The organism is Zoogloea sp. (genome assembly GCF_028689785.1).
Classification (GTDB): domain Bacteria; phylum Pseudomonadota; class Gammaproteobacteria; order Burkholderiales; family Rhodocyclaceae; genus Zoogloea.
Genome location: NZ_JAQVCN010000002.1, coordinates 152,408 through 167,331, shown reverse-complemented (window position 1 = coordinate 167,331; position 14,924 = coordinate 152,408). Strand labels below are relative to the sequence as shown.

Below are 14,924 nucleotides of genomic sequence, written 5' to 3'. Positions count from 1 at the left end.
TGTCTCCGTAATTGGAAGTTGTACTTGGTTAGAGCTGCCGAGGTAACGACAGGCTGCCCGTGTACTATCGACAAGCCCAGGACCCGCATCAATTGTGGTCATCCCCACTGTGGAAAGTTCCGATGGCCCTTCCAGCCCACTCCGGCGATAACGTGATCCCACTCCACCCGTGATTCTCGACCCTTTGCCACCCACCCCAACCTCCCCGCCCCCAAGCTGGTACTGGAGCCTGCCTTACGCTGCCGTCGCGCTGTTCATCGCCACCATGGCGGCACTGCTGTGGCTGACCCACCGGCAGGACAGCGAGGAACAGCGCGCCACACTGATCAACGATGTGCTGTGGATGGAACAGAACCTCGGTTTCCAGTTCGAGCGCAACAACAATCACCTCACCCAGCTTGGCCCCGATCTGCTCAAGGGCGGCCCTCTCTCGTCCACCACGCAGGCGCGGCTGCGTCAGGCGCTCGATCCGGAAAGCGGCCTCATCCGCATTCTCTGGCTGCACATCAATGGCGAAGTGCGAGGCGCCCAGCCTCCCTATACCGACAGCCACCTGGTGGGCGAGACAGGAGGCACCTTTCCCTCCAACTCTGCCTATCGCCTGTCCCGCTCCATGGGTCGGCCGGTGTATAGCGATGCCTACGCGGTCATCGAAAACCAGACCCAGTTCGAGGTACACGTACCGATATTCGACGGGGGGCGCTACCTCGGGTCGGTGGTCGGTGTGTACTCCCTCAACAACATGGTCTCCCATCAGGTTCCATGGTGGTTCTCGGAGCGCTACCGGGTGTCGGTGGCCAACCATCTGGGGGTGGAGATCGCCGCCAAATCAAGGGTTTCCCCCCTCTCCAGCCTGGCCTACGAGATCCCCTTCGAGCCACCCGGCCATGGCCTCACCCTCAATGTCACCGCCTACAAGAGCGAAGTACGCTGGATTCCATTGCTCCTCATGGGCTCCCTCGGGGTGCTGGCTGCGGCCATCGTCTGGAGCCTGTGGCAGCTACGTCGCCACATGCAGCGCCGGCAGGCAGCCGAGCAAGCCCTGCGCGCCGAACATGCCTTCCGCAAAGCCATGGAGGACTCCCTCAACACCGGCATGCGTGCCCGCGACCTCAAGGGCCGAATCACCTATGTCAACCCGGCCTTCTGTCGCATGGTCGGCTGGAGCGCAGAGGAGCTGGTCGGCCTGCTGCCCCCCATGCCCTACTGGGCGCCAGAAGCCCTGGAGCGGACCCTGACCGTCCACGAAATGGTCCTCGGCGGGAATGCACCCGCTCAGGGCATCGAGATTCGCCTGATGCGCCGCAATGGCGAGCGTTTCGACGCCCTGCTGATCGAAGCGCCACTGATCGATTCGGAGGGTCGGCACATCGGCTGGATGGGGTCGATGGTGGACGTCACCGAGCAGAAGCACGCCCAGGAGCTCTACCGCCAGCAGCAGGAACGCCTGCAGGCCACCGCCCGGCTGGTCACCATGGGAGAAATGGCCTCCACCCTGGCCCATGAGCTCAACCAACCTCTGGCCGCCATATCCAGCTACAACACTGGCTGCATCAACATGATCGACAAGGGGGACATGTCCCCCGGCGAGCTCAGTGGCATCCTCGAAAAGATCGGCAAACAGGCCCAGCGAGCAGGGCAGATCATCCGGCGGGTCCATGCCTTTGTCCGACGCAGCGAACCCAAGTGCGAGCCCGTCGACGTCAATGCCATCCTGCGCGAAGCCGTAGGCCTGGTGGAGCCCGACGCCGAGCGGCGCGGGGTGAGCATCCAGCAGGATCTGGCCGAGGCTCTACCTGCCGTCGCCGCCGACCCGGTGATGATCGAACAGGTGGCCATCAACCTTATCCGCAACGGCATGGATGCCATGGCCGACGCACCCCGCCCCCAGCGCAACCTCAATCTCACCACCCGCCTGCAGGACGGCATGCTGATCCTGAGCGTTGCCGACCGGGGCAAGGGCATTCCCCCCGAAGTGGCAGAGAAGCTCTTCGCCCCTTTCTTCACCACCAAGGAAGAAGGAATGGGCATGGGGCTCAACATCTGCCGCTCCATCGCCGAGTTGCACCGGGGCCGCCTGAGCTTCGAGGACAACCCCGGGGGTGGTACGATTTTCCACTTCTCCCTTCCCGTCCAGCCATGACCGCACCCCTCGCCCACATCGTCGACGACGACGAAGCCATCCGCGATGCCCTCACCTGGCTGCTGCGTACCCGCAATGTCTCGGCCCGAACCTGGTCTTCGGCCGAGGAGTTCCTCGCCGGATGGCAGCCGGACTTCAATGGCTGCATCGTGCTGGACATCCGGATGCGTGAAATGAGTGGCCTTGAGTGCTTCGACGCCCTGCTCGAACGCCGCAACCCCATGCCAGTGATCTTCCTCACCGGTCACGGGGACGTGCCCATGGCCGTCGGCACTCTCAAGAAAGGCGCCTTCGATTTTCTCGAAAAGCCCTTTGACGACAATGCCTTGGTGGACGTGGTGATCCGGGCCATGGAAAGCGATGCCCGCCGCCTGGCCAACCAGGAAACCCAGGCGACCGTAAGCGGCCGCCTGGCCCAGCTCACCCCCCGGGAGCACGAGGTGATGCATCTGGTCCTCGCCGGCAAGTTCAACAAAGTGATTGCGGATGAGCTGAACATCTCCATGCGTACAGTGGAAGTGCACCGCTCCCGCGTGTTCGAGAAAATGGGGGTGCGCTCAGCAGTCGAGCTGGCCCAGCTGCTCTCCCCCGGGCGCGACTGAATTCAGGCGGTTCCGGACCAGCCTGCCACCACCCCAGGCTCACCCGGCGGACAACGGAACTCCGCAGCAACCCCTACCCCGGCCACCCAGGCCAGGCGGCCATCCACCCACAGCAAAGGCAGCAAGGGGCGATACCAGGGCGGAACGGCCGCTTCCTGCAACAGATTCTTCAGGCTCCGACCCGGGCCATCGGGCCTCAGACGCAGCCGCTCGCCGCCACTCCTCCCACGCAGCTCACAGCACACCCCGGTCAGGGCCGCAGCCGCAATCCCTTGCCCCACCGCCGGAACAAGGCTCACCAAGCCCCCCGCCCAGCCCACCGTCTGCTCGTCCGTCCACGCACGCGCTGCAGGAACGGCAGGCAGTTCAGCCGGTTCGATCCACCAACCATCGCGGTATACACAGACGGCGTGCGTCCCGAGCACCAGCCGCCAGCCGGCTGCAGCCGTGCCACGGCGCAATTGCCGCTCCGCCTCGCACAGCCGGTCTTCGTCGGGCATCAGGGCCCCGGCGCGTTCCAGGGCACGGCGCATCACGTTGCGCAGACGGGGCGGCGCCAGACTCAAGGCTGCGGCATGACTGAAGCGCCCCGCCTCCCCACCTCCCATGGCCGCAAGATCCAGGTCGGCCAGATCATCGAGGAGATCGGCCGCCTCCGCGCACAGACGCCCGGTTCGGGCCAGCGCGGCAGCTGCGCCCGGCTGGCGCACCTCGATGCGGGGCAGCACGTCCAGACGCAGAAAATTGCGGGAAAAGCGCAGGTCCTGGTTGCTCGGATCCTCGACCCAGTCCAGGGCATGCGCCGTGGCGTAGGCCTGCAGATCCCGACGCGGCGCCTCCAGAAACGGACGCCAGATGCCGGCCCCTCCAGACCGGGCATCGAACACCCGCATACCCCCCGCTCCCCGCACCCCCGCCCCCCGGAGGGCGCGAAAAAGCACGGTTTCGGCCTGATCGTCCCGGTGATGAGCCAGAACCAGCAACGCACCGTCGGCGTCTTCTCCCAGGGCGGCATGGCGGGCCTCCCGCGCTGCGGCCTCAAGCCCGCCCGGGTGATCACGCCGGACCACCACCTCACGCACCGCAAATGGAACGTCCAGGCGCTCGCACAGCCGGGCACACGACTGTGCCCACGCGGCCGAACCGGGAATCAGCCCATGACTGACATGGATCGCCGTGAGTTCGAAGCCGAGCGCCTCGCGCAAACCGGCGAGGACATGCAGGAGAACACAGGAATCAAGCCCGCCGCTGAGGCCGACCCTGAGCCGGGCCGGCGCGACGGGAAGCTGCCGCCACTGACGGACGACAGCGGCAACGAGCTCAGTCGACGGCAATTTCCTTGAACTTGCCGTAGCTCATCAAACGCTCGAAACGCCGCTCAAGCAGTTCGGAGGGAGACAATTCGGAAACCTGGCGCAGGGCATCCTGGAGCGCCCGCTTGAGGTTCTGGGACATGGCTCGATGATCCCGATGGGCGCCCCCCACCGGCTCACTCACCACCTTGTCGATCAGGCCCAGGGACTTGAGCCGGGATGCGGTGATACCCATTGTCTCCGCCGCATCGGGCGCACGCTCGGCACTCTTCCAGAGGATGGAAGCGCAACCTTCCGGCGAAATCACGGAGTAGGTGGAGTACTGGAGCATCAGCAACTGGTCGCCGACGGCAATCGCCAGCGCACCACCGGAACCGCCCTCGCCGATGATGGTGCAGATCAGCGGCACCTTCAGCTCGGCCATCACGAACAGGTTGTGGCCGATGGCTTCGGACTGGCCCCGCTCTTCGGCGTCGATGCCCGGGTAGGCGCCGGGCGTGTCAACAAAGGTGAACACCGGCAGATTGAACTTCTCGGCCAGTTTCATCAGTCGCATGGCCTTGCGATAGCCCTCCGGCCGGGGCATGCCGAAATTGCGGTGGATCTTCTCTTTGGTGTCACGCCCCTTCTGGTGACCGATGATCATGCAGGACTGGCCATTGAAGCGGGCCAGACCGCCCACGATGGCCTTGTCGTCGGCAAAGCTGCGATCCCCGTGGAGCTCTTCGAAGTCGGTGAAGATGTGCTGCACGTAGTCGAGGGTGTAGGGACGCTGGGGGTGGCGTGCCACCAGGGCACACTGCCAGGGTGTCAGCTTGCCGTAGATGTCCTTGGTCAGGCCGTAGTTCTTCTGTTCCAGGCGGCCGATCTCCTCGGAGATGTCCACCGCCGAATCATCCTGCACAAAGCGTAGTTCTTCGATCTTTGCCTCGAGTTCCGCAATAGGCTGTTCAAAATCTAGGAACGTGGTTTTCATCAGGTCGAGCTCACAAAAATTTTTGCCATTTTACCCCATCGCCCTCCGCGACGGGCGCCACGGCCATGCCAAACGCGGCCGAACGCGGAAAATCGCATTGCTGCAGGGCGCCATAAGCCGCTAACATCGACCCTCTTTGCCCTTGCAACACCCTGATTCCATGGCCTCGATGAACCTCCTCCGCGCCCTTGCCACGGTCAGCGGCATGACCCTGCTTTCGCGCATCCTGGGGTTCGTGCGTGACTTCGTGCAGGCCCGCGCTTTTGGCGCCGGCATCGAGATGGACGCCTTCGTGGTGGCCTTCCGGTTGCCCAACCTGCTGCGCCGCATGTTCGCCGAGGGGGCCTTCTCCCAAGCCTTCGTCCCCATCCTCGCCGAATACAAAAACAAGCGCGGCGAGGAGGAAACCCACCGCCTGATCAATCACGTGGCAAGCGCCCTCGGGCTGGTGGTGCTGATCGTCTCCATTCTCGGCGCCCTGGCCGCCCCTGCCATCATTTACGCCACCGCCCCAGGCTTTTCGGACGACATCAAAAAGTTCGAGCTCACCGTCGAACTGACCCGCATCACCTTCCCCTACATCTTCTTCATGGCCCTGGTGGCTCTCGCCGGTGGCGTGCTCAACACCTGGAGCCGTTTCGCGATCCCGGCCTTCACCCCGGTGCTGCTCAACTTGAGCTTCATCGGCATGGCCCTGTTCGCCGCGCCCTACTTCAACCCGCCCATCCTTGCCCTGGGCTGGGCAGTGTTCATTGGTGGGCTGGCCCAGGTGCTGCTGCAACTGCGCCCCCTGGCACAGATCGGCATGCTGCCACGCTTCTCCCTCAACTTCTCCGACCCGGGCGTGCGGCGCATCCTGAAGCTCATGGGCCCCGCCATGCTGGGCGTCTCGGTGAGCCAGATCTCACTGCTCATCAATACCGTTTTTGCCTCCTTCCTGCCCAGCGGCAGCGTATCCTGGCTGTATTATGCCGACCGCCTGATGGAGTTTCCGGCCGGCATGCTGGGCGTAGCGCTGGGCACCATCCTGCTGCCCAGCCTTTCCAAGATGCACGCCGACGAGAAGCCCGCCGAATTTTCAGCCCTGCTCGACTGGGGCCTGCGCCTGACCCTGATGCTGACCCTGCCCGCCTCCCTCGGCCTGGCTCTGCTGGCGGTGCCGCTGATCAGCACCCTGTTCCACCACGGGGCCTTCGGCGCCGACGACGTCCTGCAAACCCGCACCGCCCTGATCGCCTACAGCATCGGCCTGACCGGGCTGATCCTGGTGAAGGTGCTGGCGCCGGCCTTCTACTCCCGCCAGGATGTGCGCACTCCGGTGCGCATCGGCATCTTCTCGCTGGTCATCACCCAACTGATGAACCTCGTCTTCATCGGCCCCTTCCAGCACGCCGGCCTGGCCCTGTCCATCGGCCTGGCCTCCTGCGTCAATGCCGGCCTGCTTTACCACGGCCTGCGCAAACGAGCGGTCTACACCCCTCTCCCCGGCTGGGGCAGGTTTGCGGCAAAGCTGCTCGTCGCCCTCATCGCGCTTGGGCTGTCCGTGCATTTTGCTGCCGGCAGCAACGCCCTGTGGCTGACTGCATCCGGGCTTGAGCGGGTGCTGCGCCTGCTGGCCCTCGTGATCGGCGGCATGAGCGTCTATTTTGCGGTGCTGTTTGCCCTCGGCTTCCGGGTCAGGGACTTCCGTCGCGGCAGTGCATGAGTGGCAACGCACCGGCCAAACTTGGCTAAAATCCCCTGACTTAAAGGGGAGAGCACAACACAATGCAAGTGACTAGCCAGAGCTTTGCCGATGGGGCCGTGATTCCCGGCTCCTTCACTTTCTGCATTCCCGCCGCCGAAGGGCACGTCTGCCTTGGCAGCAACCGCAATCCGCAGCTCAGCTGGAGCGGAGCACCAGCGGGCACCCGCAGCTTCACCGTGATTTGCCACGACCCCGACGTACCCAGTCGCGGGGACGACGTAAACCAGGAAGGCCGGCAGGTTCCCGCCGAACTTCCGCGGGTGGATTTCTTCCATTGGGTGCTGATCGACCTGCCAGAAAACACCACGAGCATCGCCGAGGGGGAACACTCCCACGAAGTGACGCCCAACGGCAAGCCGGGCCCCGACCTGCCCGACGGGAGCCGTCACGGCCTCAATGACTACACCGGCTGGTTTGCCAACGACGAGCAGATGAAGGGCAACTACTTCGGCTACGACGGCCCCTGCCCGCCCTGGAATGATTCGATCCGCCACCGCTACGTGTTCACGGTGTACGCGCTTGATGTACCCACGCTTTCCGTGTCCGGCCCCTTCGACGGCCAGCAGGCACGCAATGCCATGGTCGGTCACATCCTGGCCAAGGCCAGCCTCACCGTCACCTACAGCCTCAACCCGGCAGTTCCGGCCTGACGTCGCCGCAGAGTGCGGGCGTGCTCCTGCCCTCAGGGTTCGTAGCCCGGCAGCTTCCGCTCCAGCAGCGGGAGTTGCAGATGCAGGTAGTCCGGCAGTCCATCCACGAAGCGCGGCAGATCCTCACCCGCAATCAGCGGCCGGCACCAGTTACGAAAATCCTCAGTCACGCCCAGACCATCCGGCGCAATGAAATCGGGCGGCAGCGTGCGTTCCAGGTTGGCCACCTTCTCGAAGGCCTGCAAGGTGGTGCGCCAGCGATAGGGCCGCCCGGACAGGCGCTTGATACCGATGACCCCGGGGCTTCCGGCCAAAGCCCGGCGCACGGCAGCCTTGCCCACCGCAAAGGCCTGGGCGGTGTCGGTCTTTGAAGCCAGATGACGCGCAGCACGCTGCAGGTAGTCCGCCACTGCGTAGTGCACCTTGTAACCCAGCGCCGAATGAATGCGATCGGCGATGGCCTCCCCAGCCCCGCCCAACTGCACGTAACCTTTGGGATGCTGCGCCTGCATCGACAGGATCTGCCCGTCCGGCCCACGCAAACCTTCGGCAACAACGATAGCGCAAGACCCGAGGCGCTCAACCGTCTCCCGCACCCGGGCCAGGAAGGGCCTCTCGTCGAAAGGCACTTCGGGCAGCAGGATGATATGCGGTGCGCAATCAGATCGATCGGCGGCCAGCGCACATGCCGCTGCCAGCCAGCCGGCATTACGCCCCATCACTTCCAGCACAAAGGCCCGGCCGCCGGTGGTGGTCATGGCCCGCAAATCCAGCCCCACCTCCCGGACCGAGGTGGCCAGGTACTTCGCTGCAGAGCCGAAGCCCGGGCAGCAATCGGTATGCACGATGTCGTTGTCGATGGTCTTGGGCACGCCCACCACGGTCAGAGGATAGCCCCGGGCGCGGGCCGCAGCCTGGATCTGCCGGCAGGTTTCCATGGAGCCGTTGCCGCCGTTGTAGAGGAAGTAACCCACATCATGGGCGGCCAGCACCTGAAAGAGCCGGTCATACTGGGCCGGGTTGCGTTCCTCCGCATCCAGATCAAAGCGGCACGACCCGAAGGCGCCCCCCGGCGTGCCCCGCAGTCGCGCCAGATCATCGGCCGAGATGGCAGCCGTATCCACCAGGGTCTCGCGCAACACCCCGAGAATGCCGTTGCGTGCGGCCAGCACCCGGCCGATGCGCTCGCCGGTCTCCCGGGCGGTGGCGATCACCCCCGCCGCCGAAGCATTGATCACTGCCGTCACGCCGCCCGACTGGGCGTACAGAAGATTCATGGCCATCATTCGATCACCCGCAGCGGGACACCTGAAAAAGACAAGGGCCGACCCTTGGGCCGGCCCTCAGCGCCTGGCAATCGGAGCTTACTTGAGTGCTGCGAAAGCCCGCTCGCGGATCTCGTCAACCTTGCCGAGACCAGCGATCTTGCGATACTGGGGTGCGGTCGCATCGCCCTTGGCCGCCCAGTCGGAATAATAGGCAACCAGCGGCTTGGTCTGGGCGTGGTACACGTCGAGACGCTTCTTGACGGTTTCTTCCTTGTCGTCGTCACGCTGGATCAGCGCTTCACCGGTCTCGTCGTCCTTGCCTTCCACCTTAGGCGGATTGAACTTGACGTGATAGGTGCGGCCGGAAGCAACGTGCACACGGCGACCGGACATGCGACCGATGATTTCCTCGTCGGGCACATCGATCTCGAGCACGAAATCGATGGGCACGCCGGCGGCCTTCATGGCCTCGGCCTGGGGAATGGTGCGGGGGAAACCGTCGAACATGTAGCCGGACTGACAGTCGGCCTCCTTCAGACGGTCTTTCACCAGGCCAATGATAATGTCATCAGACACCAGGCCACCCGCATCCATGACCTTCTTGGCCTCAATGCCCAGGGGAGTACCGGCCTTGACGGCAGCACGCAGCATGTCGCCCGTGGAGATCTGGGGAATACCGAACTTTTCCTTGATGTAATTGGCTTGGGTGCCTTTGCCGGCGCCCGGCGGTCCCAACAGAATCAGACGCATGTCTTTCCCTCCTCTGGTTATTGTCGATGCGACATGGGATTGCGAAACTATCGCGAAACTTCCGCTAGGTCAAACGCCCGGCGGACACGTTCCAGATCTTCAGCGGTATCCACTCCGGCCGGAGGTGCGTGATCCAGCACCATCACCCGGATGGGGAAACCATGGGCCATGGCCCGCAATTGTTCGAGAGCTTCCCACTGCTCAAGCGGCGACGCCGCGAGCGTGGAGTAGCGCTTGAGAAAACCCGCGCGATAAGCGTAGAGGCCGATGTGGCGGTAAGCCGGCAACCCGGCAGGCAGCACATCACGGTCGGCCGCAAAGGCATCCCGTGCCCAGGGTATCGGGGCCCGGGAAAAATACAGGGCCCGCCCCCGCGCATCGAGCACCAGCTTGACCACGTTAGGGTTGAAGAATTCATCAGCGGAAACCAGCGGATGACAGGCCGTAGCAATGGCGGCCTCGCAGTCCTCCGCCAGAGCTGCAGCCGCATCGCCGATCAAGCCGGGCGGAATCAACGGCTCATCGCCCTGCACGTTCACCACTACGGTATCGTCGGACCAACCCAGACGCGTTGCCACCTCGGCCAGGCGGTCGGTGCCCGAGGGATGCTCGGCGCCGGTCAGGATCACCTGCCCACCCGCAGCCTCCACAACCTCGGCGATGCCCTGGTGATCAGTGGCCACCCACACCTCATCCGCCCCAGCTTCGCGAGCCCGGTCAAGGACCCGCACAATCATGGGCTTGCCCAGGATGTCCAGCAGCGGCTTGCCAGGCAGTCGCGACGAGGCGTGGCGCGCCGGTATGACGATCTTGAAACTCATTTCAACGGGCCTGGGCCAGCTCTTCCTCGGTCAGCGGACGGGCTTCGTCCTCGAGCATCACAGGAATGCCGTCGCGGATCGGGTAGGCCAGCCGGGCGCTGATGCTCCACAGCTCCTGCCTGTCCTTGCGGAAGTCGAGCGGCCCCTTGGTAATCGGGCAAACCAGGATTTCAAGCAGTCGGGGGTCCATCGAGCTTCTCCACAATCAGTTCCGCCGCGCCTGGCGCTACCCGCGCCCGGACCGGCCACACCCAGCTGTCTGCCGGGGCGAAAGGCCGGCATTTTACCGCATCCTTCTCGGTCATCAGCAGGACATCGCCGTCTTCTATGGCCAAATCGGCCACCGTATAACTGTAATGGTCGGGAAACGGGCGCCGCTCAAGCGTCAGGCCCATCGCTTCGAGCTGCCCGAAGAAGCGTTCGGGCCGGCCGATACCCGCCATGGCACACACGCGACGCCCACGGAAACGCGCCGGCTCGCAGCGCTCTGAGCGGTTCGCCACTCGCTCGAAAACATCACCCGCCAGGGAAAACTCGAACACCGGGGTTCCAACCAGCCGGCGCCTCAGCCCGGCAGAAAGGGCGCCATGGGCCATCACCAGGGTGCTGGCGGCGATCCGCCCGACGCCTTCCCGCAGGGGGCCTGCCGGCAGGCGCAGCCCGTTGCCGAGGGTCGCCTCATCCACCACAACCACTTCCACGTCCCGGCCAAGCCGGTAATGCTGCAGACCATCGTCGGTAATGATCACATCCACCGCCGGATACGCCGTCAGCAAGGCCCGGCCGGTCGCCGGCCGATCGCGCCCGACGAACACCGGGCAGCCCGAGACGGCCGCCATCAGCACCGGCTCATCACCGAAGTGACCTGGATCGCCGCCCGACGTCACCTCGGCCCCCCCTTCCACACGTCCGCCATAGCCCCGGCTGATGATGCCGGGCGTGTAGCCCCGCGCCTTCAGTTCAGCCGCCAGCCAGAGGGCCACCGGCGTCTTGCCGCTGCCTCCCACGGCAATGTTGCCGACCACGATGACCGGCACGGGCAAACGCTCGACGCGCAGCACGCCGGCGCGGTAGAACCAGCGCCGCGCAGCAGACAACAGGGAAAAAAGCAGGGAGAGAGGAAACAGGGCCAGAGCACGCAGGCCCCGGTGCCGCCAGAACTCCGGGGCGCTGCGCGGCATACCCGACAGCGTCAGCGCTGGGCCGCCTGGGTGGCGAAGGAGATGTGCACCAGCCCGGCCTGCTGGGCCGCCTGCATCACGTCGATCACACGCTGGTGGGCGGCCTTGGCATCAGCGTTGATGATGACCACCGGATCCTTGGCATCGGGCGGCACCACTGCCTGCATGGCCGCGACGATGGCCTGCAGGCCAGAGCCATTCACCGGACGCTTGTTGATGACCACATCACCCGCCGCGGTGACTGCCACGTTGACCTCGACGGTCTTCTCGCTGCTGGCCTGAGCATCGGCCGTAGGCAGGTTGATCTCCAGCCCGGCAAAACGCGAATAGGTGGTGGTCAGCATCAGGAAGATGATGATCACCAGCAGCACATCGATCAGCGGGATCAGGTTGATCTCCGGCTCCTCGCGGGAGCGGCCACGGCCAAAGTTCATGTCAGGCCCTCAGCGGCGATCGCCGTGGATCATCTCGACCAGGCGAATGGCCTGCTGTTCCATGTCGATCACCAGACTATCCACCGTTGCCCGGAAATGACGCCAGAAGATCATGCTGGGAATGGCAATCACCAGACCGAAGCCGGTGTTGTACAGGGCGATGGAGATGCCCTGGGCCAGCTGCTGGGGGTTGGAACCGCCGGGCGCCTGGGAGCCGAAGATCTCGATCATGCCGACGATGGTGCCAAACAGGCCCATCAGCGGGCTGATGGAGGCGATGGTGCCGAGGGTGGTCAGGAAGCGCTCCAGATCGTGAGACACGGCACGGCCGGTTTCTTCGATGGATTCCTTCATCACCTCCCGGGTGCTGCGCACATTGCGCAGGCCAGCAGCAAAAACCCGACCGAGGGGGGAGCTCAGGGCAACCCGGTTGATCATCTCCGGGGTGGCGCCACCCTGGCGCAATTCGACGACAACCTTCTCGAGGAGCCCGTCCGGCAGGATCTTGCTGCGGCGCAAGGTGATGAGCCGCTCGATGATCAAGGCCACGGCCACGATGGAAGCAAACAACAAGGGCCAGATTGGCCAGCCTGCAGCCTGGATGATGGCGAACACTCGAGCACTCCTGGGAATCCAATCAAGCTCGTGAATGTAACCCGGCAAACATCCCCTAGGCAACAGAGTTACATCCCGAGACAATCCACAAAATCTGTGGATAACTTTGTGGATTGATGCCCGACGATGCCCCTAAACCCGCAGTCCGTAAGGCTTTTTAGTCCTCGGGTCAAAAAATGAGCAACAACAACAGTTGTTTAAAATCAATAGCTTAGGTATTTTCCGGCAAGTCAAGCCCGATCAGGCGATTTTTTTGGGCTGATCCGGCGTAGATGTGGATTCCGGTAGAATCCGCCGCCATGAATTCCCCTTCGACAAGCCTCCGCAATGGCGCTGCCGACGTCGTTTCCGTGTCCTGGCTCAACCGCGCTGCCCGGGAGGCACTGGAAGGCAGCTTTCCCCTGATGTGGATCGCCGGCGAGGTCTCCACCCTCACCCGCGCCGCTTCCGGGCACCTCTATTTCACCCTCAAGGACGACCAGGCCCAGGTGCGCTGCACCATGTGGCGCAACCGCGCCCAATCCCTGTCCTTCCGGCTGGAGCACGGGATGCGGGTGGAAGTGCGTGCCCTGGTCACCCTGTTCGAGCCCCGCGGGGACTACCAGCTCAGCGTCGAGAACGTGCGCCAGGCCGGGGTTGGCAATCTGTATGAAGCCTTCCTGCGCCTCAAGGCCCGGCTTGAGGCCGAAGGCCTGTTCGACCCGGCCCACAAACGCGCCCTGCCGCGCTTTCCCCGCGGCATTGCCGTAGTCACCTCACCCCAGGCCGCCGCCTGGCGGGACGTGACCGCCGCCCTGGCCCGGCGGGCGCCCCAGATGTCGGTATGCCTCTACCCCACCCCCGTACAGGGCGACACCGCCCCGGCGCTGATTGCATCGGCCATCCAGCTCGCCGGAGCCCGAGCCGCCATGGACGGTAACGACGTGCTGCTACTGGTGCGCGGCGGTGGCAGCCTCGAAGACCTGGCCGCCTTCAACGACGAAAGGGTGGCCCGGGCGATCCGCGCCTGCCCGCTGCCGGTAGTGGTCGGCGTGGGCCACGAAACCGACTTCAGCATTGCCGATTTCAGCGCCGATCTGCGCGCCGCCACCCCCACGGCCGCCGCCGAGCTGGCCAGCGCGGCCTACGTCGAGCTGCGTGAGAACCTCGAACAGCTGGCAGCCCGACTGCGGCGCGGCATGGAAAGACGCATCGACGCCGCCGCCCAGCGCCTGGACCGGGCAGCAGCACGCCTCAGCCACCCACGGCAGCGCCTGGAGCGCAGCCAGTTGCGCCTCGCAATCCTGGATCAAGGCCTGCGCGCCAGCATGGCCCGCCACCTGGCCGGCCGCCAGACCTGCGTCGCCGGTCTGGGCCTGCGTCTCAAGGCCAGGCGCCCGGACACAGCCCAAAAGCTGGCGCACCTGAACGCCCTGGGCCAGCGCCTTCAGCGCGCCACCCACGGCCTGCTGGCACGTCATCAGGCGCGGCTGGACGCCCTGCAGCAGCACCTTGCCCACCTCGACCCCCGTGCCGTGCTGGCCCGCGGCTACAGCATCACCCGCAACGCCGATGGCAGCATCGTGCGCAGTGTCACCAAGCTGGCTGCGGGTTCAAGCGTCCGCATCGAGTTGAGCGACGGCTCGGTCGGAGCCACAGTGAACACGGATTGAAAAGGCGACGCTTTGCGCGTGCCCAATATCCTTACTGATTGTGCAGGAAACCCAATCCCGACTAGAATAGTCGGGCAATTTCCAAACCCCCGGAGAAAACCACATGGCTCACACCCTGCCCGAACTGCCCTACGCCAAGAACGCCCTGGCCCCCCACCTGTCCGAAGAAACCTTCGACTACCACTACGCGAAGCACCACAACGCCTACGTGGTTAACCTGAACAACCTGATCCCCGGCACCGAGTACGAGAACCTCTCCATCGAAGAGACTTTCCTCAAGGCCCCCGCTGGTGGCATCTACAACAACGCTGCCCAGGTGTGGAACCACACCTTTTTCTGGAGCAGCATGAAGCCGAACGGCGGCGGTGCGCCCACCGGCGCCCTGGCCGATGCCATCAACGCCAAGTGGGGCTCCTTCGACGACTTCAAGAAGGCCTTCCAGGCTTCCGCCGTGGGCAACTTCGGCTCCGGCTGGACCTGGCTGGTCAAGAAGGCCGACGGCACCGTCGACATCGTCAACACCGGCGCCGCCGGCAACCCGCTGAAGACCGGCGAAGGCAAGCCCCTGCTGACCATCGACGTTTGGGAACACGCCTACTACATCGACTATCGCAACCTGCGTCCGAAGTTCGTCGAGACCTTCCTGGCCAGCCTGGCCAACTGGGACTTCGCGTCCGCCAACTTCGCCTGAAGCCGGCTGCCTCAACCCGGTTTTCCGGGCTGAGGCCCAGTACGAAGGGAGCCCTCGTGGCTCCCTTTCTCATTTTCCGCC

Annotated in this window: 15 protein-coding genes; 6 read left to right on the top strand and 9 right to left on the bottom strand. The window is 64.6% G+C overall.

The window, feature by feature from the left end; all coding sequences use genetic code 11:
- Positions 1 to 169: 169 nt before the first annotated feature.
- Positions 170 to 2,143, top strand: a complete 1,974-nt coding sequence (locus PHI64_RS01980) for an ATP-binding protein (protein WP_366945107.1) — start codon at positions 170 to 172, stop codon at positions 2,141 to 2,143.
- Positions 2,140 to 2,745, top strand: coding sequence for a response regulator (locus tag PHI64_RS01975; protein WP_299877755.1), 606 nt, complete (start codon positions 2,140 to 2,142; stop codon positions 2,743 to 2,745). Before PHI64_RS01980 ends, PHI64_RS01975 begins: the two co-directional genes overlap by 4 nt.
- Positions 2,746 to 2,747: 2 nt before the next feature.
- Here the strand turns inward: PHI64_RS01975 and tilS are convergent, their stop codons facing one another.
- Both tilS and PHI64_RS01965 read right to left on the bottom strand, forming a co-directional pair.
- Positions 2,748 to 4,079 carry a tRNA lysidine(34) synthetase TilS gene (tilS, locus tag PHI64_RS01970; protein ID WP_299877753.1) on the bottom strand — a complete coding sequence of 444 codons (1,332 nt, stop codon included), beginning with the start codon at positions 4,077 to 4,079 and terminating at the stop codon, positions 2,748 to 2,750.
- Positions 4,066 to 5,034 (bottom strand): acetyl-CoA carboxylase carboxyltransferase subunit alpha, encoded by a 969-nt coding sequence (locus PHI64_RS01965; protein WP_299877750.1) that lies wholly within the window; start codon positions 5,032 to 5,034, stop codon positions 4,066 to 4,068. The genes tilS and PHI64_RS01965 overlap by 14 nt, the downstream gene beginning before the upstream one ends.
- Positions 5,035 to 5,203: 169 nt before the next feature.
- On the opposite strand from PHI64_RS01965, the gene murJ reads away from it, so the two are divergent.
- Both murJ and PHI64_RS01955 read left to right on the top strand, forming a co-directional pair.
- Entirely contained in the window at positions 5,204 to 6,739 is a 1,536-nt protein-coding gene (murJ, locus tag PHI64_RS01960; RefSeq protein WP_299877747.1) for a murein biosynthesis integral membrane protein MurJ, read from the top strand.
- Positions 6,740 to 6,801: 62 nt separating this feature from the next.
- Positions 6,802 to 7,431, top strand: a complete 630-nt coding sequence (locus PHI64_RS01955) for a YbhB/YbcL family Raf kinase inhibitor-like protein (RefSeq protein ID WP_299877744.1) — start codon at positions 6,802 to 6,804, stop codon at positions 7,429 to 7,431.
- Positions 7,432 to 7,463: 32 nt separating this feature from the next.
- Here the strand turns inward: PHI64_RS01955 and PHI64_RS01950 are convergent, their stop codons facing one another.
- The 7 genes from PHI64_RS01950 to PHI64_RS01920 form a co-directional block, all read right to left on the bottom strand.
- Positions 7,464 to 8,717, bottom strand: a complete 1,254-nt coding sequence (locus PHI64_RS01950) for a 6-phosphofructokinase (RefSeq protein ID WP_299877741.1) — start codon at positions 8,715 to 8,717, stop codon at positions 7,464 to 7,466.
- 78 nt (positions 8,718 to 8,795) lie between these two features.
- Positions 8,796 to 9,449: an adenylate kinase gene (adk, locus tag PHI64_RS01945; protein WP_299877738.1), complete on the bottom strand. Its 654-nt coding sequence runs from the start codon at positions 9,447 to 9,449 to the stop codon at positions 8,796 to 8,798.
- Positions 9,450 to 9,496: 47 nt separating this feature from the next.
- Complete coding sequence (gene kdsB, locus PHI64_RS01940; protein ID WP_299877735.1) at positions 9,497 to 10,270, bottom strand: 3-deoxy-manno-octulosonate cytidylyltransferase; 774 nt, start codon at positions 10,268 to 10,270, stop codon at positions 9,497 to 9,499.
- Position 10,271: 1 nt separating this feature from the next.
- Positions 10,272 to 10,460 carry a Trm112 family protein gene (locus PHI64_RS01935; RefSeq protein ID WP_299877732.1) on the bottom strand — a complete coding sequence of 63 codons (189 nt, stop codon included), beginning with the start codon at positions 10,458 to 10,460 and terminating at the stop codon, positions 10,272 to 10,274.
- On the bottom strand, positions 10,441 to 11,451 hold the full coding sequence (lpxK, locus tag PHI64_RS01930; protein ID WP_299877729.1) for a tetraacyldisaccharide 4'-kinase: 1,011 nt from the start codon (positions 11,449 to 11,451) through the stop codon (positions 10,441 to 10,443). The genes PHI64_RS01935 and lpxK overlap by 20 nt, the downstream gene beginning before the upstream one ends.
- An 11-nt stretch (positions 11,452 to 11,462) precedes the next feature.
- Positions 11,463 to 11,885 carry a biopolymer transporter ExbD gene (locus tag PHI64_RS01925; RefSeq protein ID WP_299877726.1) on the bottom strand — a complete coding sequence of 141 codons (423 nt, stop codon included), beginning with the start codon at positions 11,883 to 11,885 and terminating at the stop codon, positions 11,463 to 11,465.
- 9 nt (positions 11,886 to 11,894) lie between these two features.
- Positions 11,895 to 12,500, bottom strand: a complete 606-nt coding sequence (locus PHI64_RS01920; protein ID WP_299877723.1) for a MotA/TolQ/ExbB proton channel family protein — start codon at positions 12,498 to 12,500, stop codon at positions 11,895 to 11,897.
- A 299-nt stretch (positions 12,501 to 12,799) separates the two neighbouring features.
- Here PHI64_RS01920 and xseA point away from each other — a divergent pair, with 299 nt between their 5' ends.
- Entirely contained in the window at positions 12,800 to 14,152 is a 1,353-nt protein-coding gene (gene xseA, locus PHI64_RS01915) for an exodeoxyribonuclease VII large subunit (protein WP_299877720.1), read from the top strand.
- Between the two features lie 103 nt (positions 14,153 to 14,255).
- Positions 14,256 to 14,843, top strand: a complete 588-nt coding sequence (locus PHI64_RS01910; protein ID WP_299877717.1) for a Fe-Mn family superoxide dismutase — start codon at positions 14,256 to 14,258, stop codon at positions 14,841 to 14,843.
- Positions 14,844 to 14,924 lie beyond the last annotated feature (81 nt).